The organism is Nocardia sp. NPDC057353, assembly GCF_042667085.1.
Lineage (GTDB): Bacteria > Actinomycetota > Actinomycetes > Mycobacteriales > Mycobacteriaceae > Nocardia.
This window is the reverse complement of the sequence record NZ_JBHVAK010000050.1, coordinates 20,834-45,638: the sequence shown is the minus strand read 5'-3', so window position 1 is coordinate 45,638 and position 24,805 is coordinate 20,834. Positions and strand designations below refer to the sequence as shown.

The following is a 24,805-nucleotide window of genomic DNA, read 5'->3' as shown; positions in this document are numbered from 1 at the left end:
CGGCGGGGTGCGCGGGGTGCTGTGGTGGTTCGACGGGGTGCTCGGGGGGCAGGATTACCAGCGCTACGTCGCGCACCTGCGCCGGGCGCACCCGGAGCGGGCGGTGCCTTCGGAGCGGGAGTACTGGCGGGAGCGGCACGCCGAGGCGGAGCGGAACCCCGGCGCCCGCTGCTGCTGAGCGCGGGCGGCGCAGTGCACTCGCCCGGATTCGCGCCGTACACAGGCGTCCGATTCCCGCTAGCCGGGGCGGCGGCGCGCTGCCAGAGTTGAGGGCGTGAACGACACGGCTCTCGACTTCGAACGCTGCTACCGGGCGGTCTCCACCCGGGATGCCCGCTTCGACGGGCAGTTCTTCACCGCGGTGCGGACCACCGGCATCTACTGTAGGCCGTCCTGCCCGGCGATCACCCCGAAGCGGGCCAATGTCTCCTTCCTGCCGACGGCCGCGGCCGCGCAGCAGGCGGGGTACCGGGCGTGCAGGCGCTGCCTGCCGGACGCCGCGCCGGGCTCGCCGCACTGGAACACCAGGGCCGACCTGGCCGCGCGGGCCATGCGGTTGATCGGGGACGGGGTGCTCGAGCGCGGCGGGGTGCCGGAGCTGGCGGCCGGGCTCGGGTACTCGCCGCGGCAGCTGACCAGGGTGCTCACCGCCGAGCTCGGGGCCGGGCCGCTGGCGCTGGCCAGGGCGCACCGCGCGCACACCGCGCGGCTGCTGATCCAGACCACGGCCATGCCGATCTCGGACGTGGCGTTCGCGGCGGGGTTCGCCAGTATCCGGCAGTTCAACGACACGGTGCGCGAGGTGTTCGGGGTGAGCCCGACGGTGCTGCGCACCGAGGCGCAGCGGCGGCGCGGCGCCGAGCCGGAGCCCGCCGCCGGGACGCTGACGCTGCGGCTGCCCTTCCGGCCGCCGCTGGACCGGGCGTGGTTGGGCTGGTTCCTCGCCGCGCACACCGTGCCGGGGCTGGAGGGCTGGGCGGACGGGGTCTACACCAGGGCGCTGCGCACGCCGCACGGGCACGCGGTGGTCCGGCTGACGCTGCTCGACGACCACGTGCGCGCCGAGCTCGCGCTGCGCGACATGCGCGATCTGGCGCCGACCGTGGCCCGGGTGCGGCACCTGCTCGATCTCGACGCCGACCCGGTCGGCATCGACGAGGCGCTGACCGCGGTGCGGCCCGGGTTCACCCCCGGCATCCGGGTGCCCGGCTGCGCGGACGGGGCGGAGCTGCTGCTGCGCACCATGATCGGGCAGCAGATCTCGGTCGCGGCGGCGGCGACGCACACCGCGCGGCTGGTGGCGGCGCTCGGGGAGCGGGTCGAGGGGGCGGTGCTCTTCCCGGAGCCCGCGGTGGTCGCGGAGCGCGGGGGCGAGGTGCTGACCGGCCCGGGGCGGCGGGTCGCCGCGGTGCTCGGGGCCGCTCTGGCGGTGGCGAGTGGCGAGGTGGTGCTGCACGCCGGGCGGACCGTTGCCGAGCTGCGGCGCGACCTGTTGGCGCTGCCCGGGGTGGGGCCGTGGACCGCGGACTACGTCGGCATGCGGTTGCTCGGCGATCCGGACATTCTGCTCGGCACCGACCTGATCGTGCGGCGCGGGGCCGAGCTGCTCGGGATCGACCTGGCCGACGCGGGGCGGTGGGCGCCGTGGCGGTCGTATCTCTCCATGCATCTGTGGAAGGTGGCGCTCGGCGACCGGGTCGCCGCCTTCTCCGACTCGAAAGCGCAGGTTCCGTGATGAATTCGACCGCCGATTACGCCGTGGTGGCGACGCCCATCGGGCCGTTCACCGTGCTGGTGGATGCCGAGGGGGCGGTGCTGGCCAGTGGGTGGACCGGGGATGCGGAGGGATTGCGGGGACTCGTGCACCCCGCGCTGCGGCCGGATTCGCTGCGCGAGCGGGATGCGCTCGGCGCGGTGACGGACGCCGTCGTGGACTTCCACGAGGGGGATGTCGGGGTGATCGATGCGGTTCCGGTGCGGCAGCGGTCGGGGCCGTTCCTGCTGCACGCCTGGGACGAGCTGCGCAAGGTGCCCGCCGGGAAGCCGATCACGTACACCGAGTTCGCCGCCGCCGCCGGGCGTCCGGTGGCTACCAGGGCTGCCGCGAATGCCTGTGCCAGGAACGCGGCCGCGCTCTTCGTTCCGTGCCACCGGATCCTGCGGATCGGCGGTGCGCTGGGTGGGTTCCGGTGGGGGTTGCCTGCCAAGCAGTGGTTGCTCGCGCACGAGGCGCGGGCGGTTGCCGGGGCCGGGGCGGCCGAATCGACCGGGGCCGTTGCTCGCTGACCTCAGGCGACGGTGGCGCGGAGGGTGGAGCCGTCGCGGCCGCGGACGACGTGCAGGCGGCTCGGGATGCGCTGGCGCATCTCGTCGACGTGGCTCACGATGCCGACGACGCGCCCGCCCGCGCGGAGTTCATCGAGGACGCCCATGACGGCGTCCAGGGTGTCGGCGTCGAGGCCGCCGAAGCCCTCGTCGATGAAGAGGGTGTCCAGGACGATGCCGCCGGATTCGGCGGCGACGCTGTCGGCGAGGCCGAGGGCGAGGGAGAGCGAGGCCATGAAGGTCTCGCCGCCGGAGAGGGTCTTGGCCGGGCGGACGCTGCCGGTGTAGTCGTCGCGGATGTCGAGGCCGAGGCCGCCGCGGCGGCCGCGCGGGCCCGCCCGGTCGGAGTGCACGAACTCGTAGCGGCCGCCGGACATGCGGCGCAGGCGTTCCGAGGCGGCGACGGCGACCTCCTCCAGGCGCGCCGCCAGGACGTAGGAGCGCAGCGACATCCTGCGGGTGTTCTCGCCGCGGCCCGCGACCACCTCGGCCAGCCCGGCCAGCTCCTCGAACTGGGACTGCACCGGGGCCACCAGGTCGACGGCGGCCCAGAGCTGGCTGCCCAGCTCCGCCAGCTGGGTGACGCGGCGCTGCGCCTCCGCCTGCTCGGCGATGGCGCGGTCGCGCTGCTCCTGGGCGGCGGTGAGCCGGGCGCGGAGGGTGTCGAGGTCGGCCGGTTCGGTGGTCAGTGCGGTGCCGACCTCCGGTTCGGCGAGGACCGCTTCGGCGCGGTCGCGCAGGCGGTCGGCGGCGGCGAGTTCGGTTTCGGTGTCGGATTGCCAGCGGGGGTCCCTGGTGGCCGGGGTGACCAGGTCGGAGACGGTCGTCAGGCGGGTGATCGCCGGGGTGAGGGGATCGGCGTCCGCCGCCGGGTTCGTGCCTCCGGCCGAGTCCGCGAGCGCGCTCGGGCCCGCCGATTCGGCGCCTGCGGCCGAGTCCGGAAGCGCGCTCGGGCTATTGGATTCGGCGGGTACAGCCGAGTCCGGGAGCGCGCTCGAGCCGTTGGATTCGGCGGATATGGCCGGATTGGCAAGCTCTGCCGGAGCCGCAGGTACCGCGGCGTGCCGGGCCGATTCGGTGGCAGCCGTTCCGCGCTGAACAGGCTCCGGGATGGCGAACAGGGCGTCGGGCTCGCCCGGGAGATCGAAGAGGGCCTCGGGCTCCGCGGCGAAAGGGTCCGCATTCGGCGTTCCGGGCTCGTCGGGCGCGGGGTCGAGGAAGCCCTCGGCCCTGGCGAGCCCGTCGACCCGGTCCGCGACCGACTCCACCCGCTCGACCGCACTGCTCACCTGATCCCGCGCGGCGCGCAACCCCTCGGCGGCGCGCACCAGCGCGCGCAGCCGATCACGGCGGCGGTCGAGGGAGGTGTCGGCCCCCGCGGCGGTGCGCAACCGTTCGGTGAGCTCGGCCAGTCGCTGCTCGCCGACAACAACGGCGGAGCGGACCGCGCCGCGCTGGGTTTCGTACTCGCGCAGCTGGTCCTGCATTCCGGCGGACTCGGTGCGCAGCCGCTCCACCTCGGCGGCGGTCCGCTCGCGGGAGTCGGCGAGCTCGCGGGCGTCCTCGACGCGCAGGGTGGCCGCGCGCAGGTTCGCGGCGAGCTCGACCCGGTCGGCGTCGCCGCCGCGCGCGGCCAGCGCCTCCGCCTCCCGCTCCAGCTCGGTGACCAGGGCCAGAGCCGTGTCCCGCGCGCGTTCGGCGACCTGCTCGGCCTTGCGGGCCCGGGTCTCGGCGGCCTCGGAGACGGCGGCGGCCGCGGCGGCGGCGGGGTTCGGGTGCTCGGCCGAGCCGCAGACCGCGCAGGGCTCGCCTGCGGCGAGCGCGGCGGCGAGCTCGCCCGCCATCCCCGCCAGGCGGCGCTCGCGCAGGTCGAGCACCTGTTCGCGGGCGTCGGTGTGCGCGGCGCGGACGGTCTCGAACTCCACCCGCGCGACGTCGAGCTCACGCCTGCACTCGGCGAGCCGGACGGCGGCGGCAGCGGCGGCCCCGAGCCGGTCGATCTCGGAGGTCAGCGCGGGCAGCGCGGCCACCGCGGTCTCGGACTCGCGCAGCCGCGTCTCGGCATCGGCGAGCCGGGCGGGAAGGGCGTCGCGGCGGCCCGCCAGCTCGTCCAGCTCGCGGCTCAGCCGGACTTCCCTGGCTCGCAGCTCGGTGAGTTCGGCGTCGAGCCGCTTGGCGGTGGCGGCGTCGGCGGCGACCTCGTCCAGGCCGCCGATCCGACCGCTCCAGACCCGGACCGCCGCGTCCAGATCGGCGGCTGCGGTAACGGCGCCAGCGATGACCGGCAACTCCCCGACCCCGGCGATATCGGCGGCGGCGGGCTCGGTGAGCGCGGCGCCCAGCGTGCTCGCGGCGTCGGCGCGGGCCGCCAGCCGGGCGCGGGCCTCGCGGACGGCGGAGCGGGCCTCGGACAGCGCGGCGGCGACCGGGGCGGCCCGGCGGGCGGCGTCCAGCTCGGTGCGCAGCGCGGCCCTGCGCTCGGCGTCGGCGGCGTGCGCGGCCAGTTGGGCGCGGGCGGTGGCGGCGCGGGTGCGCAGCTCGCCCGCGCGGCGCTCGGCGTCCAGCGCCGCGCGGGCGGTGTCGTAGTCGGTGCGGCAGCCGGAGACCCGCGCGTCGGCCTCGGCGACGGCGGTGCGCGCGGCGGCGAGCAGCTCCTGGGACCAGCCGACCGCCTCGGACGGCCCGACGGTGGTGGTCGCGGGCTCCCCCGCCGCCTCGCCGACGCGCGCGATCAGCCGGTCGATGTGCTGGTGCCCGGTCTCCAGCTCGGCCGCCGCGACCCGCCGCCGCTCGGCCAGCCAGTGCTCGGCGGCGCCGAAGCGCTCGGTGTCGAAGAGCTTCTCCAGCAGCTTCTCCCGGTCCTCGTTCTCCGCCCGCAGGAAGCGGGCGAAATCGCCCTGCGGGAGCAGCACCACCTGGAAGAACTGGTCGGCGCTCATGCCGAGCAGCCGGAGGATCTCGTCGCCGATCTCCTGGATTCGGGAGAGGTTGGTGCCGCTGCCGTCGAGCCAGGTCAGCGTGGCCTTGGGCTGCTCCTTGGTGGTGCCGTCGCCGCGCCGCTTCGGCCGCTCGAACTCCGGCGTGCGGCCGATCCGGACCCGGCGGCCGCCGAGCGTGGCCTCCAGCAGCACGCTGGGCGGGGTCTGCGCGGGGGCGTGGTCGGAGTGCAGCCGCTTGCTCTCCGCGCGGGCGCCGGGCACCCGGCCGTAGAGCGCGAAGGCGATGGCGTCGAGCACGGTGGTCTTGCCCGCGCCGGTCTGGCCGTGCAGCAGGAAGAGGCCGTCCGCGCCGAGCGCGTCGAAGTCGATGACGGTCTTGCCCGCGAACGGGCCGAAGGCGGTCAGCTCCAGCCGGTGCAGCCTCATGCGGAGAGCTCGCCGCGCTCCGGAGCGACGGAGGCGGTGTCCCGCTCGGTGACCGCGGCGGCCAGCGCCTGCTCCAGCAGCCGGACCTCGCCCGCGGACGGTTCGTCGCGCACGTCGCCGACGAAGCTCACGGCGATCTCGATATCCCGCCGCCCGTGCACCCGCTCCCGGTAGCGCAGCTCCGGATTGCCCTCAGGGCGAACCCATTCCACGTGCACGGCGTGCGGGAAGCGGGTGCGCAGCCTGCGCAGCGGCTCCACCGGGCGGGTGTGGTCGGTGAGCGTGGCGGAGACGTAGTCGTCGACCGCGGCGTCCAGCGCCGGGTCCTCCAGCAGCGCCTCCAGGGTGCCGGAGAGCGCGCGCAGGCCGCGGACGACGGGCAGCTCGCGCCTGCGCACCTCGCGCAGCCCGTCGGCGTCCAGGTCGACCAGCCAGACGGCCTTGCGGTGCGAGCGCTCGCCGAACGAATACGGCAGCGGGGAGCCGGAGTAGCGCACCGCGTCGGAGAGCGCCTGCGGCGAGTGCAGGTGCCCGAGCGCGACGTAGTCGATGCCGCCGAAGGCGGAGGCCGACACCGTCTCCACCCCGCCGACGGCGATCGAGCGCTCGGAGCCGGTCGCCTCGCCGCCGGTGACGAAGGCGTGCGCGAGCACCACCGAGCGCGGGGTGCCGCGGGCGGTCAGGTCGGCCCTGATCCTGGCCATGGCGGCGGCCAGCACCTCGGCGTGCGAACGGGCCTGCGGCACGTCCAGTTCCGCGCGGGTGATCTCCGGCTCCAGGTAGGGGATGCCGTAGCAGGCGACGGGGCCGTGCTCGTCCTCGAGCAGAACCGGGGTATCGCAGGCCGCGACGGTGGTGCAGAGGTGCAGCCCGCCCGCGGCGGCGAAACCGGCGCCCGCGCCGAGCCGGGCCGGGGAGTCGTGGTTGCCCGAGGTCGCCACGATGCGGGCGCCCGCGGCGCGGATGGCCTCGAAGCCGCGGTTGCAGACGGCGATGGCGTCGGCGCTGGGGATGGCGCGGTCGTAGACGTCACCCGCGAGCAGCACGACGTCGACCGATTCGGCGGCCACCAGCTCGGCGATGGCGGCGAGCGAACGAGCCTGATCGGCAAGCAGATCGACGCCGTGGAAGGTGCGCCCGATGTGCCAGTCGGAGGTGTGCAGCATCCGCATGCCGCGAAACCTAGGCCAACCCACCGACACAGTTCAAACAACCACGCGGTGACCGTGGTCTCCCGGGTAAGCGACCCGCCGTTCCGTCCCACCGGCCGACGGCGGGTTAGTGTGCATGACGTGGCTGCTTCCCAACGTGTGCGACCCGGCGTGCCCGCATCGCAGCGCTCGGTCCTGCCCGCGGTCCGCGGCGTCTCGGCGCCGGTCGCGGTGGCGATCGCGGCTGCCTGCACGATCGCGGGGTTCCTGGTCGACGCCGCGGGTGGCGGCAGCGAGCTGACCGCGGTCTTCTCCGGGGCGTACGTGCTCGGCTGCCTGCTCGCGGTGCTCGCGGTGCGGTACCGGGGGCTGTTCACCACGATGGTGCTGCCGCCGCTGCTGCTCTTCGCCTCGGTGCCGCTGGCCTACCAGTTCCTCACCGCGGGCGGCTCGGCCTCGATCAAGGACATCCTGCTCAACCTGGCGATCCCGCTGGTGAACCGGTTCCCGGCCATGCTGCTGGCGACGGTGCTCGCGCTCGCGGTCGGCGGGTTCCGGATCTGGCAGCGGCGGCGCGAGGAGGCGAGCCTGAAGGCGAGCGAGGGGCGGCGGGGCACCAGCTGGGGGCGCGGGACTTCGCTGCGGGATACGGCGGAGCGCGGGCGGCGGGCGCGGAGCGAGCCGGACGACGAGGACGTCAGCGACATGAAGACGGAGCTGCTGCCCGGGCCGTCGCGGCGGCCGCCCGCGCCGCCCGCCGACGCGGCGCCGCCGCGCAAGGGGCGGGGGTCTGCTCGCGGGCGCACGACCACGCGCGAACGCGAGGGTGAACCGCCGCGGCGCCGCGAGGGCGCCGCGCCGGGGCGGCCGACGGTCCGCTACCGCGACCGCGACGACGACCGGCGCAAGCCGAAGCGGTAGTTCAGCGGCGGGCGGGGCGCAGCTCGCGGGGCAGCGCGAAGACCAGGGTCTCGTTCGCTGTGGTCACCGGCTGGACGTCGGCGAAGCCGTGCTCGGCGAGGAGCTCGAGCACGCCTTCGACCAGGATCTCCGGGACCGAGGCGCCGGAGGTGATGCCGACCGTGCGGACTCCGTCCAGCCAGGCGGTGTCCACCTCGCGGGCGTAGTCGACCAGGTGCGCGGCCTTCGCGCCCGCGTTCAGCGCGACCTCGACCAGCCGGACCGAGTTGGACGAGTTGCGCGAGCCGACCACGATCACCAGGTCGCACTCCGGCGCCATCGCCTTGACCGCGGTCTGCCGGTTGGAGGTGGCGTAGCAGATGTCGTCGCTGGGCGGGTCCTGCAGCAGCGGGAACTTCTGCCGCAGCAGCCGGACCGTCTCCATGGTCTCGTCCACGCTGAGCGTGGTCTGGGAGAGCCAGATGACCTTGTTCTCGTCGCGCACCGTGACGCCCTCTACCCCGCCGGGGCCGTCCACGAGCTGGACGTGGTCGGGCGCCTCACCGGCGGTGCCCTCCACCTCCTCGTGCCCCTCGTGGCCGATCAGCAGGATGTCGAAGTCGTCGCGGGCGAAGCGCTTGGCCTCCTGGTGCACCTTGGTGACCAGCGGGCAGGTGGCGTCGATGGTGCGCAGGCTGCGTTCGGCGGCCGAGGCGTGCACCGCGGGCGAGACGCCGTGCGCGGAGAAGACCAGCAGGGCGCCCTCGGGCACCTCGTCGGTCTCGTCGACGAAGATCACGCCGCGCTCGCGCAGCGTCTCCACGACGTGCCGGTTGTGCACGATCTCCTTGCGGACGTAGACCGGAGCGCCGTGCTTCTCCAGCGCCTTCTCCACGGTCTCGACGGCGCGGTCGACGCCCGCGCAGTAACCGCGCGGTTCAGCTAGCAGCACCCGCTTCGCATCGGCCGCACCGGAGGAACCGGCGGAGCGCGCGATTCCGACGTTCAGGGAAATAGCCGAGGACATGCCCCACAGAATACGGATCGGAACCGGGTGCCGCCGCCCGCGGTGCGCACGGGAGAATCACACCCCGTGACACTCGTCCTTTGCATCACACACCGTTTCGGGCAGGCTGGAACCATGTTCCGACCACCGTTCCTGGCCAGGGTCGCGGCCGGCGCCGCCGTGTACGCCCTCGAAGAGAGCCGCAGGTTGCCGAGCGCGGCAATTCATTTCCCGATCACGGCGGTGAGCCAGCTGCTGCAGACGTCGATGCACGTGCAGCAGTTCGTCACCAGTTTGGCGCTGAAAGGCGACGCGGTCTTCGAGCGCCTCGGCGGAAATCCGGTGGAGCAACCGGAATGGGCGACATTCGACGAGGATCTCGACGAATACCGCGACGATTTCGCCCCCGGCGGGATCGCGGACGCCAGGGTCAGCCGCTTCGACCGCTACACCGGCGACGATATCGGCAGCGGGAACGGCCACGTCGCGACGGCGCCGAGCTACAGCGCGCCGGAGATCGCGGCCGAGCCGGTGCCGGACGAGGCCATCGCCTCGGTGACCGATATCACCCCCGCGCAGCCGCTGGAAACCGGCTCCGCGCCGCAGCCGGTCGACGAGCCTGCGCGCCCCGCGTCCGCGCCGGAGCAGGGCGCGCCCGAGCCGGAACAGAGCGGGGCCGAGCCGGATCGGGCCACGCCCGACCCGGAGCTGCCCGCGGTCGCCGCGAAGTACGACTACCCGTCGATGACGCTGGCCCAGCTGCGCGCCCGGCTGCGCATGCTCTCGGTGGACGACCTCTCCGCGCTGCTCGCCTACGAGGAGCGGACCCAGGCCCGCGCGCCCTTCCTCACCATGCTCACCAACCGGATCGCCACCGTGCGGGCCCAGTGACCTCCGGCCCCGCGAACTCCGCGGAGCAGCCGTGGCCGGTGCGCACCGTCTCGATGAAGGTGGCGCAGTGGATCGACAAGCTGGGCAGCGTCTGGGTCGAGGGGCAGATCACCCAGCTCTCGCTGCGGCCGGGGACCAGGACCGCGTTCCTGACCCTGCGCGACCCGTCGGCGGACATGTCGCTCGCGGTGACCTGCGACCCGGAGCTGGTGCGGTCGGCGCCGGTGCCGCTGCGCGAGGGCACGCGGGTGGTCGTCTACGGGAAGCTGCAGTTCTACCCGGCGCGCGGCAGCCTCTCGCTGCGGGTGCTGGAGATCCGCGCGGTCGGGGTCGGCGAGCTGCTGGCCAGGATCGAGCGGCTGCGCGCGCTGCTGGACGCGGAGGGGCTCTTCGACCCGCGGCTCAAGCGGCCGCTGCCGTTCCTGCCCGGCACCGTCGGGCTGATCACCGGGCGCGGGGGCGCGGCCGAGCACGATGTGCTGACCGTGGCCAGGAACCGGTGGCCCGCGGTGCGGTTCGAGATCCGCAATACGGCGGTGCAGGGCGCGGCGGCGGTGCCGCAGATCCTGAAGGCGCTGGCCGAGCTGGACGCCGACCCGGCGGTCGAGGTGATCGTGCTGGCCCGCGGCGGGGGCAGCGTCGAGGACCTGCTCCCCTTCTCCGACGAGGCGCTGTGCCGGGCCATCGTCGCGGCCACCACCCCGGTGGTGAGCGCGATCGGGCACGAGCCGGACAGCCCGCTCAGCGATTACGTCGCCGACCTGCGCGCCGCCACCCCGACCGACGCCGCCAAGCGGATCGTGCCGGACGCCGCCGCCGAGCTGGCCGGGGTGCGCGAGCTGCGCGAGCGCGCCGCGGGGGCGCTGCGCGGCTGGGTGCAGCGCGAGGAGCGGGCGCTGGCGCAGCTGCGCTCGCGGCCGGTGCTCGCCGACCCGCTGCGCGAGGTCGAGCGGCGGGCCGAGGAGGTCGAGCGGCTGCGGAGCGCCGCGCGGCGCTCCGTCGAGCACCGGGTGAGCGGGGAGCGGATCGCGCTGCGGCACCTGCGGGAGCAGCTGGTCGCGGTGGGTCCGGCCGCCACCATGGCGCGCGGCTACGCTGTCGTGCAGCGCGTCAGCGGGGCCGAGCGGCACGTGGTGCGCGGCATCGACGAAGCGCCCGCGGGCAGTCAGTTGCGCATCCGGGTCGCGGACGGCGCGATCAGCGCGGCCGCGCTCGGGACCGAGAGGACAGGAGCCTGATCGTGCCGGACGAGGTCGACGAGATCGCGGGGTTCGGGTACGAGCGGGCCCGCGACGAGCTCGCCACCGTGGTGAAGATGCTGGAGCAGGGCGGGCTCGACCTGGACGAATCGCTCACGCTCTGGGAGCGCGGTGAGGCGCTGGCCAATCGCTGCGAGGAGCACCTCGCCGGTGCCCGCGAGCGCGTCGAGAACGCGCTCGCCCGCGCTGACCTCGAGCACGGAGAGTAGTCCGCTGCGCGGAGCGGCAGCCTGTCGGCGTGCGCGGCGGCCCGCACCCGCGTGGGGCTCCGCGCGCAAGCGAGCCCACGCGCGGTGGTGCCGACGACCGCGGCGGTGCCTAGGGCTGCAGGGGCTGCGCGGCGGTGACGGCGCCCGCGAGGGTGCGGAAGGCGGCGTCGTTGCCCGCGCCGGTGATCAGGACGCGCACGCCGCCGAGGTCGGTGACCCAGGCGGTCTCCTCGGTGGGCTGGCTGTAGACCGCCCACTTCTCACCGCCGACGTCGACCGTCCCGGTCGCATACCGGGAGCCGAGCACGAAGCGGGAGAGCTGCTGTTCGGTGGCACTGCTCTGGGTGAGCCGCATGTAGGTGCCCGCGCCGGTCACGTAGCCGACGGTGCTGACCGGCCCGCCGCCCGCGGCGGTGATCGTCTCCCGGCTGCCGGAGTTCGGCGTCCAGTCGGCGGGCAGCTCCGGGTTCCGAATGGGAAAGTCCAGCGTGCGGGCGTCGGAGCCGAGCGCGGCGGCGACGTCGAAGTGCGGGATCCGCCCCTCGGTCGGACCGGTGGCGGCGAAGCTGCACTGGCTGGCCAGCCCGGCGAACACCACGGCGATCAGCACCAGCGGGATCAGCGAGAGGAACAGATCCTTATAGTCGTGCAGGATGCGTGGCTTCTGGGATGGCACGCCTCCCAGTATCCCCACCTGCGGCGCAGCCCGTGCACAGGGGTGTACGGGCGTACCGGTCGTAGTGAGACAATCGCGGTGGATTTCCCGAACCAAGGAGGCACCCCGCGATGACGGCAACTTCGCCCGCACCGAGCCGCCGTGAGGCACCCGACCGCAACCTCGCGCTCGAGCTGGTCCGCGTCACCGAGGCCGGTGCGATGGCCGCGGGCCGCTGGGTCGGCCGCGGGGACAAGGAAGGTGGGGACGGCGCCGCCGTCGACGCCATGCGCCAGCTGGTGAGCTCGGTGTCCATGCGCGGCATCGTGGTGATCGGCGAGGGCGAGAAGGACGAGGCGCCCATGCTCTACAACGGCGAGGCGGTCGGCGACGGCACCGGGCCGGACGTGGACTTCGCCGTCGACCCGATCGACGGCACCACGCTCATGTCCAAGGGCTCCCCCGGCGCCATCTCGGTGCTCGCGGTGGCCGAGCGCGGCGCCATGTTCGACCCCTCCGCGGTCTTCTACATGCACAAGATCGCGGTCGGCCCGGAGGCGGCCGGTGTGGTCGACATCTCGGTGCCGATCTCGGAGAACATCCGCCGGGTGGCCAAGGCCAAGGGGCTGCACAAGTCCGACCTGACCGTCTGCATCCTGGACCGCCCCCGCCACGCCGACCTGATCCAGCAGGTCCGCGACGCGGGCGCGCGCATCCGGCTGATCTCCGACGGCGACGTGGCGGGCGCCATCGCCGCGGCCCGCCCCGACTCCGGCACCGACATCCTGGTCGGCATCGGCGGCACCCCGGAGGGCATCATCGCGGCCGCCGCCATGCGCTGCATGGGCGGCGAGATCCAGGGCAGGCTGGCGCCGAAGGACGACGAGGAGAAGCAGAAGGCGGTCGACGCGGGCCACGACCTGGACCGCGTGCTCGGCACCGAGGACCTGGTCTCCGGCGAGAACGTCTTCTTCTGCGCCACCGGCGTCACCGACGGCGACCTGCTGCGCGGCGTCCGCTACTTCGGCGGCGGCGCCTCCACGCACTCCATCGTCATGCGCTCCAAGTCCGGCACGGTGCGGATGATCGACGCCTACCACCGCCTCACCAAGCTGCGCGAGTACTCCTCCGTCGACTTCGACGGCGACGAGAACGCCATCCCGCCGCAGTTCTGAGCCGCTCCCCGGCCTCGGCGCGCACCCCTGCGCCGAGGCCGCGGCCGGTTCCGGGACGTCGGCGCGAACGCGCGGCGTTCATCCCGGAGCAGCTGTGCGATTCCTCTCGAACGTGGCTCCCCCATCGCGCCGGAGCGCGGCCTAGGGTCGGGGTATGACCGAGGAATCGCAGTATCGGATCGAGCGGGACACGATGGGGGAAGTTCGCGTTCCGGTGGACGCGCTCTGGCGGGCGCAGACCCAGCGCGCGGTGGAGAACTTCCCGATCTCGGGCCGCGGGCTGGAGCGGGCGCAGATCCGGGCGCTCGGGCTGCTCAAGGCGGCCTGTGCCACGGTGAACAAGGACCTCGGGCTGCTCGACCCGGCCAAGGCGGACGCCATCGTGGCCGCGGCGGGCGAGATCGCCGACGGCAAGCACGACGACCAGTTCCCGATCGACGTCTTCCAGACCGGCTCGGGCACCAGCTCCAATATGAACGCCAACGAGGTGATCGCCTCGATCGCGGCGAACGCGGGCGTCACGGTGCACCCGAACGACGACGTGAACATGTCGCAGTCCTCCAACGACACCTTCCCGACCGCGGTGCACCTGGCCGCCACCGAGGCCGTCGTCACCCAGCTGGTCCCCGCGCTGGACCACCTGCGGCTGGCGCTGCAGGACAAGTCGAGCGAGTGGCGCACCGTGGTGAAGTCCGGCCGCACGCACCTGATGGACGCGGTGCCGGTGACGCTCGGGCAGGAGTTCGGCGGCTACACCAGGCAGATCGCGGCCGGGATCGAGCGGGTGCTTGCCACCCTGCCCCGGCTGGGCGAGCTGCCGATCGGCGGCACCGCGGTCGGCACCGGGCTGAACGCCCCCGCCGACTTCGGCGCGCGGGTCGTGGCCGAGCTGCGCCGCAGCACCGACCTGGAGGCGCTGCGCGAGGCCGAGGACCACTTCGAGGCGCAGGCGGCGCGGGACGGGCTGGTCGAGGCGTCCGGCGCGCTGCGCACGGTCGCGGTAAGCCTCACGAAGATCGCGAACGACATCCGCTGGATGGGGTCGGGGCCGCTCACCGGGCTCGGCGAGCTGCAACTGCCCGACCTGCAGCCGGGCAGCTCGATCATGCCGGGCAAGGTGAACCCGGTGCTGCCGGAGGCGGTCACCCAGGTGGCGGCGCAGGTGATCGGCAACGACGCCACGGTGGCGTTCTCCGGCGCGAGCGGCGCCTTCGAGCTGAACGTCTACATCCCGGTCATGGCCCGCAACCTGCTGGAGTCCATCCGGCTGCTGGCGAACGTCTCGCGGCTCTTCGCGGACCGCTGCGTGCACGGGCTGGTCGCCAATACCGAGCGGCTGCGCACGCTGGCCGAGTCCTCGCCCTCCATCGTGACCCCGCTGAACTCGGCGATCGGGTACGAGGAGGCGGCGGCGGTCGCCAAGGAGGCGCTGAAGGAGGGCAAGACCATCCGGCAGACGGTGATCGACCGGGATCTCATCGGCGACAAGCTCAGCGAGGAGGAGCTGGACCGTCGGCTCGACGTGCTGTCGATGGCGCGGGTCGAGGAGAAGTAGGACCGCCCCCGCGCGGGCGGCTCGCGCCGCGCGGCTCGGCCCCGGCCGGAAGGCGCAGCCCGCGCGGGGCCTGCCGCCGGCCGGGGCGCGCTGTCAGCCCTTCAGGTGCGCCAGCTCGGCGCGCGCCTTCTCGCCCTCTTCACCGAGGTCGGTGCGGGTGAAGACCTTCCACCGGTCGAGCAGCGGGGCGAAGACCAGCCGGTTCTCGTCGGCGGGGTTGTAGATCCCGGCCTCGGCGAGCACGTCGTCGCTGTTGCGGCCGTCCGGCAGCGCGACGGTGGGCACCCGGAAGTCGGCGATCCGGTCGGCGATGGCGCGCAGCGTCTGGTCCGGCGCCAGGTCGAAGGCGGCGGAGACCAGGTCGGCGAAGAACTCGGACTGCAGCTCGTCGTCGCGGGCGATGCGCTCGGCGATGGCGGTGACGATCGGGTTCTCGTTCAGCGCGGCGGTGTTGCGGTGCCTGATCCCGGAGGCGGCCTCCTCGAAGGCGGCGTTGGCCAGCACGTCGATCAGGTGCAGCGGGGCGCGCCGGAAGCCCTTGGTCATGTGGTCCATGCGCAGCCGCTCCAGCTCCACCGGGTCCACCGAGCGGGTGACCATGAGGTAGTTCCGGATGAGGATCTCGTGCCGGTTCTCCTCCGCGGTCCAGCGCCCGACCCAGCGCCACCACGGCCCGCTGCGCAGCGACTTGCCCAGCTCGCGGTGGTAGGAGGGCAGGTTGTCGGCGATCAGCACGCTCACCGTGAGCGCCAGCTTGGCCACCTCGCCGAGCTGGGACTGGCTCGGGTCCCAGTCCTCGCCGCCGAGGAAGCCGAAGTTGCGCCCGTCGGACCACGGGACGAGGTCGTGCGGCTGCCAGCCGTCGGCGATCTGGACGTGGCGGTGCAGGTTCAGCTCCACCTCGTCGGTGAGCGAATCCAGCAACTCGCGGTCGGTCAACACTGTGTGCACGCAGACAAGGTAGCGGGTCGGCGCCCGATACGGGGATGCCCGGTCCAGAAACTGGGCAGTACCCAGCGGAACGCCGCGCCCGCGAGGGGCGGATACCAACCGGCAACCGCCCGGCGGCCCCGGAAGGGACCGCCGGACGGCGGCGACTCAGGCGTTCGGCCCGTACTCCTCCAGCATCTCGGTGACCAGCGCCGCGATCGGCGAGCGCTCCGAGCGGGTGAGCGTGATGTGCGCGAAGAGCGGGTGCCCCTTCAGCTTCTCGATCACCGCGGCGACGCCGTCGTGCCTGCCGACCCGCAGGTTGTCGCGCTGCGCCACGTCGTGCGTGAGCACCACCCTGGACCCGCTGCCGAGCCTGCTGAGCACCGTGAGCAGGACGTTGCGCTCCAGCGACTGCGCCTCGTCCACGATCACGAAGGAGTCGTGCAGCGAGCGGCCGCGGATGTGCGTGAGCGGGAGGACCTCCAGCATGTCCCGGCTCAGCACCTCCTCGAGCACCTCGCGGCTGGCCAGCCCGTCGAGGGTGTCGAAGACGGCCTGCGCCCAGGGGCCCATCTTCTCGCTCTCGCTGCCCGGCAGGTACCCCAGCTCCTGGCCGCCCACCGCGTACAGCGGCCGGAACACCACCACCTTGCGCTGCGTGCGCCGCTCCATCACGGCCTCCAGCCCCGCGGTCAGGGCCAACGCCGACTTGCCGGTCCCCGCGCGACCACCCAGCGAGACGATGCCAACGCTCTCGTCCAGCAGCAGGTCCAGCGCGATCCGCTGCTCGGCGGAGCGGCCGTGCAGCCCGAACGCCTCGCGCTCGCGGACCACCTGCACCCGCTTGTCCGGCGTGACCCGGCCCAGCGCGCTGGAGTTCGGGCCGAGCAGCCGGATGCCGGTGTGGCAGGGCAGCTCCCGCGCCTCCTCCAGATCGATCGAGCCCTCCGCGTACAGCGCGTCCACCCGGTCGCCCGCGACGTCCAGCTCGACCATCCCGGACCAGCCCGACGTCACCACGTCCTGGGCGTGGTACTCCTCCGCCGCCAACCCCACCGCGGAGGCCTTGACGCGCAGCGGGATGTCCTTGGAGACGAGCACCACCCGCGCGCCCTCGGCCGCCAGGTTCAGCGCGCAGGCGAGGATGCGGGAGTCGTTGGTGTCGGTGCGGAAGCCGACGGGGAGCACCGCGGGGTCGGTGTGGTTGAGTTCCACCTGGAGGGTTCCGCCCTCGGTCCCGATCGGCAACCGCTCGTCCAGCCTGCCGTGCTGCAGCCGGAGATCGTCCAGGTTGCGCAGCGCCTCGCGGGCGAACCAACCCAGCTCGTGGTGATGCCTCTTGGACTCCAGTTCACCGATGACCACCAGCGGGAGGACCGCGTGGTGCTCGCCGAACCGGGTGAAGGCCCAGGGATCGGAGAGCAGGACGGAGGTGTCGATGACGAAGGTCTTCAAGCCGTCCCCGGCTTCCCCTCGCGGGGAGTCTGCTTCAGCCGGTGAGATGGACGACGCGGGAGCGGAAACGGAGCGTGCAGCAGTCACGGTGGGCTCCTAAAGTGTTCGCACGGCACCCGCACGAACGATCGCGCTGGACCGGTCCGTCCTGATGAAGGCCGACTTGCGTCAACCGCCACGAGGGCCGGGTGCCGGCCCCCTCGTACTGATTGCCTCAGTCACGGTCAGGACCTCCCGTACGAACCACAACGACGCGGTCCGCACCAACGAAGTTACCGCCGACCCCCGACACCGCGCTGGATGTAGCGCGGGACTGGCGGTGAATATGTCGTTAACGACCAGGCAGCGGCGCTCCGCGCAGGCTGCGGTTAAAGTCGCGGGCATGGCCGTACCAGAGGATCTCGCCGCACTGTCGTCCAAGGAGCTGCACGACCGGGCCGTCAAGCTGGCGGTGCGCCGCGCCGACGTGAAATACCTGTGGCAACTGCTCAAGCGCATCCCGGCGGCCGAGGCGACGGCGGGCCGGGCAGGCGACAGCGAGGCCGACATCACGTACGTGCTGCCGCTGATCGACGACTACCTGCACGCCGGGGAGGGCGAGGTGGCCGAGCAGTTGCGGCCGTTCTACCTGGAGTACCTCGCCGAGCACTCCGAGTAGCGGGTCAGCGCCGGGAGAACACCGCGCGGACGACGCCACCGACGGTGCCGCGCAGGAAGTTCTCCCAGCTGAAGTGGTCGTCCCAGAGCACGATCTTCCCCTCGCGGAGCACGAAGGTGCCCATCACCCAGAACCGGATGGCGACCGGGCCGAAGCGGAGCACGTCGGTGCGGTCGGTGAGCACCACCGCGCCGTCCGCGGCGATGTGGTGCACCTCGACCGCGAAGCCGAGCGACGGGCGCTCCAGCCCGCGCAGCACCCCGGCGACCCGGCGCGCGCCGCGCACGTCGGGCAGGGTGGTGTTCTTCCACACCACGTCCGGGTGCAGCAGCTCGACGGCGGCGTCGGCGTCGCCGCGCTCCATCGCCTCCAGGAAGGCGCGGACGGTGCGCACCGACTGCGTGCCGGGGCTGCTGCCGTTCAGCGACTGCGGCGCGGTGCCGCCGTTGCGGGTGGTCTCCAGATCGTCGGCCATGTACCGACGATAGGCGGATACCCGCGACGGCGACAGCCCTAGCCGAGCAGGCCCCACTCCTCCAGCCCGGAGTACAGCGGGAAGTCCTGCGCCAGCTTGCGCACCCGAGCCCGCAGCGGCTCCAGCTCGCCGCCCGCGAGCGCGCCCGCGATGATGTCGGCGACCTCGGTGAACTCGGCGTCGCCGAAGCCGCGGGTGGCCAGCGCGGCGGTGCCGATGCGCAGCCCGGAGGTGACCATCGGCGGGCGCGGGTCGAACGGGACGGCGTTGCGGTTCACCGTGATCCCGATCTCGTGCAGCAGGTCCTCGCCCTGCTGGCCGTCGAGCTCGGAGTTGCGCAGGTCGACCAGGACCAAGTGCACGTCGGTGCCGCCGGTCAGCACGCTGATGCCCTTACCGGCGACGTCCGAGCCGGTCAGCCGCTCGGCGAGCAGCGCGGCGCCGGAGAGCGTGCGCTCCTGGCGCTCCTTGAACTCCGGGGTCCCGGCGATCTTGAACGCCACCGCCTTGGCCGCGACGGCGTGCATGAGCGGCCCGCCCTGCTGGCCCGGGAAGACCGCGGAGTTCAGCTTCTTGGCGTACTCCTGCTTGGCCAGGATGATCCCGGAGCGCGGGCCGCCGAGGGTCTTGTGCACGGTCGAGGAGACGACGTCGGCGTGCGGCACCGGAGAGGGGTGCAGCCCGGCGGCGACCAGCCCGGCGAAGTGCGCCATGTCCACCCAGAGGTAGGCGCCGACCTCGTCGGCGATCGAGCGGAAGGCCGCGAAATCCTGCTGCCGCGGGTAGGCCGACCAGCCCGCCACGATCACCTTCGGCCGGGACTCCAGCGCGATGGTGCGCACCTCGTCCATGTCGACCCGGTGGTCTTCCTTGCTGACCCCGTAGGAGTGCACGTCGTAGAGCTTGCCGGAGAAGTTCAGCCGCATGCCGTGCGTGAGGTGCCCGCCGTGTGCGAGGTCGAGCCCGAGCAGCTTGTCGCCCGGCTCCAGCAGCGCGTGCAGCACCGCGGCGTTGGCCTGCGCGCCGGAGTGCGGCTGGACATTGGCGAACTCGGCGCCGAAGAGCGCCTTGGCGCGCTCGCGGGCGAGGTTCTCGACGACGTCGGCGTGCTCGCAGCCGCCGTAGTAGCGGCGGCCGGGATAGCCCTCCGCGTACTTGTTGGTGAGCACGCTGCCCTGCGCCTGCAGCACCGCGCGCGGCACGAAGTTCTCCGAGGCGATCATCTCGAGGGTGTCGCGCTCGCGGGCGAGTTCGCCCGCCACCGCGGCCGCGACCTCGGGGTCGAGCTCTGCGAGGGACTGGGTGTTCACCGAAGCGGTCGTCTGCGTCACCCCGCCGATTCTATGGACCAGCTGCTCGCGGCCGGGCAGCGGGTCAGGCGGCTGCGAGCTCGCGGCGCAGTGCCCCCGGGGTCAGCGGTTCGTCCAGCAGGCGGCGGAAGCGCTCGGCCCTGGCGGGCGGGTCGGCGGCCTCGTCCAGCCAGCCGCCGAGCAGCCGGTACCCCTCGACGTAGGTGCTGATGTAGGCGCGCCACAGCGGCGAGGAGAGGAAGCGCAGCGACTGCCGCGCCCGCTCCGGGGTGGTGAGCGCCCAGCGCTCCAGGAAGCCGGCCACCTCGTCGGCGTCCCGGTGCCGGTCGTGCAGCAGCAGCGCGGCGTCCTGCCGCACCCCGAGCAGCCCGGCCGAGGCCTGGGAGAGCTGCTCGGCGCGCTCGCCGTCGAAGCGGAGCCCGAGGTCGGCGTAGATCTCCTGCGCCCAGAGCCCCCAGCCGGGGCCGATGATGGCCTTCAGCGCCAGGTCGGCCAGCCCCTCCGCCATCAGGCACTGCGGGGTGTTGACCAGGAAGAGCGTCTGCTCGTCCTGGCCTGCGGCGACCAGCCCGGCCTCCTTGCGGCAGTGCTCGGTGTGGTGGCCGGGGTAGGACTCGTGCGCGATCAGGTGCGGCAGGTTCGCCATCTGCTGGCGCAGGTCGGAGTTGATGGCGACGGTGGAGTGGTAGCCGCCGTTGTAGTAGTTGAAGCCGGACCACGGCTTGTCGCCGACCACCTCGTAGGTCACGTGCTCGCTGTCCGGCAGCGGGAAGCGCTCGCGCACCCGCTCGCGCAGCGCGCCGGAGAAGGCCGCGACGCAGTCGCGCAGCCGCTCCGGCGGGATCTCGTCGGCCTTGCGGTGCGCGGTGATCCGCTCGGCCAGCGGGCCGTCGCCGGGCAGCACCTCGGCCATCTTCCGGTGCGCCTCCCGGTACACGGCCTCGTCGCCGGGGGCGATCTCGACGTCGAAGTAGGCGCGCACCTCGTCCACGAAGCCGATCTCGGCCCCGGCGAACTTGCGCCCTGAGCACTCCAGCGCGCGCAGGTGCACGTCGATGAACTCGGTGCGCTCCGGCGGCAGCCCGGCGCTCGGCAGCTCGGCGCGGAGCGCGGCGGCGCGGTGCGCCAACTCGGCGGGTTCGGGGGCCATGGCGTTCTCGACCGCGCGGCGCAGCTCCGGGTCGCCGGTGAAGGCGTCGACGAAGCCCTCCTCCAGGCGGTCGAAGGCGAGGCCGAGCCGCAGGTACTCGGTGACGAGCGGATGCGCTTCCATTCGGCCGAGACTAGCGCGAAACCCGGCACGGGGGCGGTGCCGATCGCGACCCCGCGTGCGGTGCGCCCGCGGCGCGGAGCACAATTCGGCTGTGCGGCGAGGTGCGGATCGAATTCACCTCGCCGGCGCGCGACGGAGCGTGTTCGCACGGAGGAGGCATCGGGTAAGTGGCACGAATGGGCGAGCCGAGTCCGTATGTGGAATTCGACCGGAAGCAATGGCGAAAACTCCGCAAATCGACTCCGCTGGTACTGACCGAGGAAGAACTGTTCGGGCTGCGCGGGCTCGGGGAACAGATCGATCTGGAAGAAGTGGCGGAGGTCTATCTGCCGCTCGCCCGGCTGATCCACCTCCAGGTGGCCGCCAGGCAGCGGCTTTTCGCGGCGACCGCGACGTTCCTCGGCGAAACACACCCGGACAGCCAGGTGCCGTTCGTCATCGGGGTGGCGGGCAGCGTGGCGGTGGGCAAGTCGACCACCGCGCGCGTGCTGCAGGCGCTGCTCGCGCGCTGGGACCACCACCCCAGCGTCGACCTGGTCACCACCGACGGGTTCCTCTACCCCACCGCCGAGCTGACCCGCCGCGGGATCATGCACCGCAAGGGGTTTCCGGAGAGCTACGACCGCCGCAAGCTGCTGCGATTCGTCACCGAGGTGAAGTCGGGGGCGGCCGAGGTGTGCGCGCCGGTGTACTCGCACGTCTCCTACGACATCGTGCCGCACGAGAAGCACTGCGTCCGCCAGCCGGACATCCTCATCGTCGAGGGGCTGAACGTGCTGCAGACCGGGCCGCGGCTCATGGTCTCCGACCTGTTCGACTTCTCCATCTACGTGGACGCGCGGATCGAGGACATCGAGAATTGGTACGTGCAGCGCTTTCTCACGCTGCGCGACGGCGCCTTCGCCGACCCGAGGGCGCATTTCCACCATTACTCGGCGCTCACCGACGACCAGGCGGTCATCGCGGCGCGGGACATCTGGAACTCGACCAACCGGCCGAATCTGGTGGAGAACATCCTGCCGACCCGCCCGCGCGCCACCCTGGTGCTGCGCAAGGACGCGGATCACACCATCAATCGGCTCCGCTTGCGGAAATTGTGAGATATCCGACAGGTCAGATGCCGAAACGGCGGTGCCGCGCGGCGAAATCGCGGAGCGCGCGGAGAAAATCGACGCGGCGGAATTCCGGCCAGTACGCCTCGGTGAACCAGATCTCCGAGTAGGCGCTCTGCCAGAGCAGGAATCCGGAGAGCCGCTGCTCGCCGGAGGTGCGGATCACCAGGTCCGGGTCGGGCTGGCCGGAGGTGTACAGGTGCTGGCCGATGGCGTTGACGGTGATCGACTGCACCAGGTCCTCGCCGGTCTCGCCCGCGGCGATCTCCTGGCGCACCAGCGCGCGCACCGCGTCGGTGATCTCCTGCCGCCCGCCGTACCCGACCGCGACGTTGACGTGCACGCCCGGCCTGCCGATGGTGCGCTCGGCCGCGGTGCGCAGCCGCTTGGCGATGAGCTCGGGGAAGCCGTCCAGCGAGCCGATCAGCCGGACGCTCCAGTCCTGCTCCGGGGCGGAGAGCTCCTCGACCACGTCGGTGATGACCTCGAAGAGCGTCTCCAGCTCCTCCGGGTCGCGCTGCAGGTTCTCGGTGGAGAGCAGGTAGACGGTGACCATCTCGATGCCCTCGTCGGCGCACCAGCCGACCAGCTCGGCGATCTTCAGCGCGCCGACGCGGTGCCCGTGCCTGACGTCGGTGAACCCGTTCTCCCGCGCCCAGCGCCGGTTGCCGTCGCACATGACCGCGACGTGCCGGGGGTGCTCCTTGCCCGCGAGCTGCTTCGACAGCCGGGACTCGTAGAGGCGATAGGGCAACCCCCGCACCTGACTTCCAAGCTCCACCCGGGTCACCCTACGCCTCGAGACCATGAACACAGCATCCGACGATTGCGGGCCGGTAGGGTGGCTGCCACCATTAACTTACGGTTCCGTAGGTTACCGATGAGTTCAGTAGGAGGCATCCCGTGTCCGAAACCGTCGGCGCCGCCGCGTCGCCCGCCGAGGAGTTGGCCGAGGCGATCGGCAAGCCGCGGCTGCGCGGCTGGATCCACACCTGGGCCGTCGGGGTCGCCGCCATCGCGGTGGTCGCGCTGGTCGGGGTGGCGACCACGGTCTCGGCGACGGCGGTGGTGTCGACCCTGGTCTACGGCGTCACGGTGTGCGCGCTGTTCGGGGTGAGCGCGGTCTACCACCGGGTCACCTGGCGGACACCGCAGGCGCGGATCCGGATGAAGCGCGCGGACCACTCCATGATCTTCGTCTTCATCGCGGGCAGCTACACGCCGTTCGCGCTGCTCGGGCTGCCCGGCTCCACCGGGCGGACGCTGCTCGCCGTGGTCTGGGCGGGGGCGCTCGCCGGGGTGGCTTTGAAACTGCTCTGGCCGACCGCGCCGCGCTGGGTCGGGGTGCCGCTCTACCTGCTGCTCGGCTGGGCGGTGGTGCCGGTCGCCGGGCAGCTGCACGCCGAGGTCGGGCTGGCGCCGCTGGTGCTGCTGGTCGTCGGCGGCCTCATCTACAGCGTCGGCGCCATCCTCTACGCCACGAAGTGGCCGAATCCGTGGCCCGACGACTTCGGCCACCACGAGTTCTTCCACGCCGCCACCGTGCTGGCCGCGCTCAGCCACTACGCCGCGATCTGGCTGGTCCTGCTGCGCTGACCGGGTAGGTTGCACCCGTGATCGCTCGCCTCATGCTGTGGGCGCTGCAGGCCCGCTGGGGGCTCGCCGTCGTCGTGATCGCGGCCAACCTCAGCGGCCTCGGCGTGATCGTCACCGCGCTGTGGCTGAACGGCTTCCTCGGTCGGCTCGGCCCGGACTGGCGCGCGGCGCTGCTGCTGGTCGCGATCTACCCGACCATCGGGTTCCTGGCCGGGGTCGTCCTCGCGGTGCGCGACCGGCGCAGACACTTCGGCTGGCTGGACGACCTGCGCAAGCCCACCCCCAACGAGGCGCGCGACCTGCTCCGGCTGCCGGTGGCGATCACCGTGCGGGCGCTCGCGCTGTGGATCCCCGGCGTGGTGATCGCGGCGGTGCTCTTCTCGCTCTTCGCCGACAGCACGAACCCGGCGGTCACCACCGCCATCTTCACGCTCGGCGCCTTCGAATCGTCGGCGCTGACCTTCCTGATCGTGGACCGGCTGATCCGGCCCGCCATCCCGGTGGTGGCGGCGGTGCTCGGCGCGACCATGCACTGGAGTTCGTCGGTGCTGGCCAGGGTGCTGGTCACCTGGGCGGTGGCGGGGGCCATGCCGATGCTGCTGCTCATCACGGTGCTCGCCGACCCGGTCGCGGGCGCGCCGGACCGGGTGCGCACCGCCCTCTACCTCTCGACCGTCGGCTTCGCGGTCGGCGCGCTGGCGACCGCCTTCCTGGCTCGGGCGGTGGCCTCGCCGGTGCGCACGCTGCGGCTCGCGCTGGACCGGATCACGCTCGGCGAGCTCGACGTGCGGGTTCCGGTCGGCAGCGTCGGTGAGATCGGCAGGCTGGAGCACTCGGTGAACGAGCTCGCCGCCAGCCTGCGCGATCGGGAGCGGTTGCGCGAGGTGTTCGGGCGGCACGTCGGCCCCGAGGTGGCGGAGCGGGCGCTGGTGGCGCGCGGCGTCGACCTGACCGGGGACGTGCGGGTGGTCTCGGCGCTCTTCGTCGACGTCACCGGGTCGGTGGCGCTCTCCACCGGGCTGCCGCCGCAGGAGTTCGTGGCCAAGCTGAACCGGCTGCTCGCCACCGTGATCGCCGCGACCGAGGAGAACGGCGGGCTGGTCAACAAGTTCGAGGGCGATGCCGCGCTCTGTATCTTCGGGGCGCCGATCGCGCTGCCGGACAATGCGACGCCCGCGCTGCGCGCCGCTCGGCGGATTCGGGACGAGGTGCGGGCCGCCGGGGAGCTGGACATCGGGATCGGGGTGGCGCGGGGGTTGGTCTTCGCCGGTGACGTGGGCGCGGATACCCGGCTGGAGTTCACCGTGATCGGGGACGCGGTGAACCGGGCGGCCCGGCTCACCAGCGAGGCGAAGCGGGTGCCGCGGCGGGTGCTGGTGAGCGCGGACGTCATCGAGGCGGCGGCGGGTGCGGAGCGGACGCACTGGGTGCATCTCGCGGATATTCAGTTGCGCGGGATGGGCGAGCCCACGCCGTGCTGGACGGATGCGGATCCGTCGTGA

General features: G+C 73.0%; 23 protein-coding genes. 13 read left to right on the top strand and 10 right to left on the bottom strand.

Annotation, left to right across the window (positions count from 1 at the left end; all coding sequences use genetic code 11):
• Positions 1-7: 7 nt before the first annotated feature.
• From ACFUUZ_RS23500 to ACFUUZ_RS23490, 3 genes are all read left to right on the top strand, one after another.
• The gene (locus tag ACFUUZ_RS23500; protein WP_378699642.1) at positions 8-178 is read left to right on the top strand and encodes a YbdD/YjiX family protein; all 171 of its coding nucleotides are present in this window, start codon (positions 8-10) and stop codon (positions 176-178) included.
• 96 nt (positions 179-274) lie between these two features.
• Positions 275-1,735: an AlkA N-terminal domain-containing protein gene (locus tag ACFUUZ_RS23495; protein WP_378699616.1), complete on the top strand. Its 1,461-nt coding sequence runs from the start codon at positions 275-277 to the stop codon at positions 1,733-1,735.
• On the top strand, positions 1,735-2,286 hold the full coding sequence (locus tag ACFUUZ_RS23490) for a methylated-DNA--[protein]-cysteine S-methyltransferase (protein WP_378699614.1): 552 nt from the start codon (positions 1,735-1,737) through the stop codon (positions 2,284-2,286). The genes ACFUUZ_RS23495 and ACFUUZ_RS23490 overlap by 1 nt, the downstream gene beginning before the upstream one ends.
• Before the next feature lie 2 nt (positions 2,287-2,288).
• On the opposite strand, the gene ACFUUZ_RS23485 is transcribed toward ACFUUZ_RS23490, so the two are convergent.
• Together ACFUUZ_RS23485 and ACFUUZ_RS23480 are read right to left on the bottom strand one after the other, a co-directional pair.
• Complete coding sequence (locus ACFUUZ_RS23485; protein WP_378699612.1) at positions 2,289-5,690, bottom strand: AAA family ATPase; 3,402 nt, start codon at positions 5,688-5,690, stop codon at positions 2,289-2,291.
• Entirely contained in the window at positions 5,687-6,862 is a 1,176-nt protein-coding gene (locus ACFUUZ_RS23480) for an exonuclease SbcCD subunit D (protein WP_378699610.1), read from the bottom strand. The genes ACFUUZ_RS23485 and ACFUUZ_RS23480 overlap by 4 nt, the downstream gene beginning before the upstream one ends.
• A 150-nt stretch (positions 6,863-7,012) precedes the next feature.
• Between ACFUUZ_RS23480 and ACFUUZ_RS23475 the strand changes: the two genes are divergently transcribed.
• On the top strand, positions 7,013-7,762 hold the full coding sequence (locus ACFUUZ_RS23475) for a DUF6542 domain-containing protein (RefSeq protein WP_378699608.1): 750 nt from the start codon (positions 7,013-7,015) through the stop codon (positions 7,760-7,762).
• Position 7,763: 1 nt separating this feature from the next.
• On the opposite strand, the gene ACFUUZ_RS23470 is transcribed toward ACFUUZ_RS23475, so the two are convergent.
• On the bottom strand, positions 7,764-8,768 hold the full coding sequence (locus tag ACFUUZ_RS23470; RefSeq protein ID WP_378699606.1) for a 4-hydroxy-3-methylbut-2-enyl diphosphate reductase: 1,005 nt from the start codon (positions 8,766-8,768) through the stop codon (positions 7,764-7,766).
• 114 nt (positions 8,769-8,882) lie between these two features.
• Here ACFUUZ_RS23470 and ACFUUZ_RS23465 point away from each other — a divergent pair, with 114 nt between their 5' ends.
• The 3 genes from ACFUUZ_RS23465 to ACFUUZ_RS23455 are packed head-to-tail and all read left to right on the top strand — an operon-like array spanning position 8,883 to position 11,106.
• Positions 8,883-9,638 carry a lipid droplet-associated protein gene (locus ACFUUZ_RS23465; RefSeq protein WP_378699604.1) on the top strand — a complete coding sequence of 252 codons (756 nt, stop codon included), beginning with the start codon at positions 8,883-8,885 and terminating at the stop codon, positions 9,636-9,638.
• Entirely contained in the window at positions 9,635-10,876 is a 1,242-nt protein-coding gene (gene xseA, locus ACFUUZ_RS23460) for an exodeoxyribonuclease VII large subunit (RefSeq protein ID WP_378699602.1), read from the top strand. The genes ACFUUZ_RS23465 and xseA overlap by 4 nt, the downstream gene beginning before the upstream one ends.
• A 2-nt stretch (positions 10,877-10,878) precedes the next feature.
• Positions 10,879-11,106, top strand: a complete 228-nt coding sequence (locus tag ACFUUZ_RS23455) for an exodeoxyribonuclease VII small subunit (RefSeq protein ID WP_378699600.1) — start codon at positions 10,879-10,881, stop codon at positions 11,104-11,106.
• Between the two features lie 109 nt (positions 11,107-11,215).
• Here the strand turns inward: ACFUUZ_RS23455 and ACFUUZ_RS23450 are convergent, their stop codons facing one another.
• Complete coding sequence (locus ACFUUZ_RS23450; RefSeq protein ID WP_378699598.1) at positions 11,216-11,782, bottom strand: DUF4245 domain-containing protein; 567 nt, start codon at positions 11,780-11,782, stop codon at positions 11,216-11,218.
• 110 nt (positions 11,783-11,892) lie between these two features.
• On the opposite strand from ACFUUZ_RS23450, the gene glpX reads away from it, so the two are divergent.
• Together glpX and ACFUUZ_RS23440 are read left to right on the top strand one after the other, a co-directional pair.
• Positions 11,893-12,936 (top strand): class II fructose-bisphosphatase, encoded by a 1,044-nt coding sequence (glpX, locus tag ACFUUZ_RS23445; protein ID WP_378699596.1) that lies wholly within the window; start codon positions 11,893-11,895, stop codon positions 12,934-12,936.
• 154 nt (positions 12,937-13,090) lie between these two features.
• The gene (locus ACFUUZ_RS23440; protein WP_378699594.1) at positions 13,091-14,491 is read left to right on the top strand and encodes a class II fumarate hydratase; all 1,401 of its coding nucleotides are present in this window, start codon (positions 13,091-13,093) and stop codon (positions 14,489-14,491) included.
• Between the two features lie 93 nt (positions 14,492-14,584).
• Here the strand turns inward: ACFUUZ_RS23440 and ACFUUZ_RS23435 are convergent, their stop codons facing one another.
• Both ACFUUZ_RS23435 and ACFUUZ_RS23430 read right to left on the bottom strand, forming a co-directional pair.
• Positions 14,585-15,442 (bottom strand): acyl-ACP desaturase, encoded by an 858-nt coding sequence (locus ACFUUZ_RS23435; RefSeq protein WP_378699592.1) that lies wholly within the window; start codon positions 15,440-15,442, stop codon positions 14,585-14,587.
• Positions 15,443-15,589: 147 nt separating this feature from the next.
• On the bottom strand, positions 15,590-16,966 hold the full coding sequence (locus ACFUUZ_RS23430; protein ID WP_378699590.1) for a PhoH family protein: 1,377 nt from the start codon (positions 16,964-16,966) through the stop codon (positions 15,590-15,592).
• Positions 16,967-17,261: 295 nt separating this feature from the next.
• Between ACFUUZ_RS23430 and ACFUUZ_RS23425 the strand changes: the two genes are divergently transcribed.
• The gene (locus ACFUUZ_RS23425; protein ID WP_378699587.1) at positions 17,262-17,537 is read left to right on the top strand and encodes a hypothetical protein; all 276 of its coding nucleotides are present in this window, start codon (positions 17,262-17,264) and stop codon (positions 17,535-17,537) included.
• A gap of 4 nt (positions 17,538-17,541) precedes the next feature.
• Here the strand turns inward: ACFUUZ_RS23425 and ACFUUZ_RS23420 are convergent, their stop codons facing one another.
• From ACFUUZ_RS23420 to ACFUUZ_RS23410, 3 genes are read right to left on the bottom strand one after another with little or no spacing between them, the layout of a single operon-like run.
• A complete protein-coding gene (locus ACFUUZ_RS23420) occupies positions 17,542-18,012 on the bottom strand; it encodes a limonene-1,2-epoxide hydrolase family protein (RefSeq protein WP_378699584.1) in 471 nt (156 codons plus the stop codon).
• 38 nt (positions 18,013-18,050) lie between these two features.
• Positions 18,051-19,343 (bottom strand): serine hydroxymethyltransferase, encoded by a 1,293-nt coding sequence (glyA, locus tag ACFUUZ_RS23415; protein ID WP_378699582.1) that lies wholly within the window; start codon positions 19,341-19,343, stop codon positions 18,051-18,053.
• A 43-nt stretch (positions 19,344-19,386) separates the two neighbouring features.
• Positions 19,387-20,595 carry a DUF885 domain-containing protein gene (locus ACFUUZ_RS23410; protein ID WP_378699580.1) on the bottom strand — a complete coding sequence of 403 codons (1,209 nt, stop codon included), beginning with the start codon at positions 20,593-20,595 and terminating at the stop codon, positions 19,387-19,389.
• Positions 20,596-20,762: 167 nt separating this feature from the next.
• Here ACFUUZ_RS23410 and coaA point away from each other — a divergent pair, with 167 nt between their 5' ends.
• On the top strand, positions 20,763-21,695 hold the full coding sequence (coaA, locus tag ACFUUZ_RS23405; RefSeq protein ID WP_378699578.1) for a type I pantothenate kinase: 933 nt from the start codon (positions 20,763-20,765) through the stop codon (positions 21,693-21,695).
• 13 nt (positions 21,696-21,708) lie between these two features.
• On the opposite strand, the gene ACFUUZ_RS23400 is transcribed toward coaA, so the two are convergent.
• Positions 21,709-22,515, bottom strand: a complete 807-nt coding sequence (locus ACFUUZ_RS23400; RefSeq protein WP_378699576.1) for an isoprenyl transferase — start codon at positions 22,513-22,515, stop codon at positions 21,709-21,711.
• A gap of 95 nt (positions 22,516-22,610) precedes the next feature.
• Here ACFUUZ_RS23400 and ACFUUZ_RS23395 point away from each other — a divergent pair, with 95 nt between their 5' ends.
• Both ACFUUZ_RS23395 and ACFUUZ_RS23390 read left to right on the top strand, forming a co-directional pair.
• Positions 22,611-23,303: a hemolysin III family protein gene (locus ACFUUZ_RS23395; protein WP_378699574.1), complete on the top strand. Its 693-nt coding sequence runs from the start codon at positions 22,611-22,613 to the stop codon at positions 23,301-23,303.
• A gap of 17 nt (positions 23,304-23,320) precedes the next feature.
• Positions 23,321-24,805, top strand: coding sequence for an adenylate/guanylate cyclase domain-containing protein (locus tag ACFUUZ_RS23390; protein WP_378699572.1), 1,485 nt, complete (start codon positions 23,321-23,323; stop codon positions 24,803-24,805).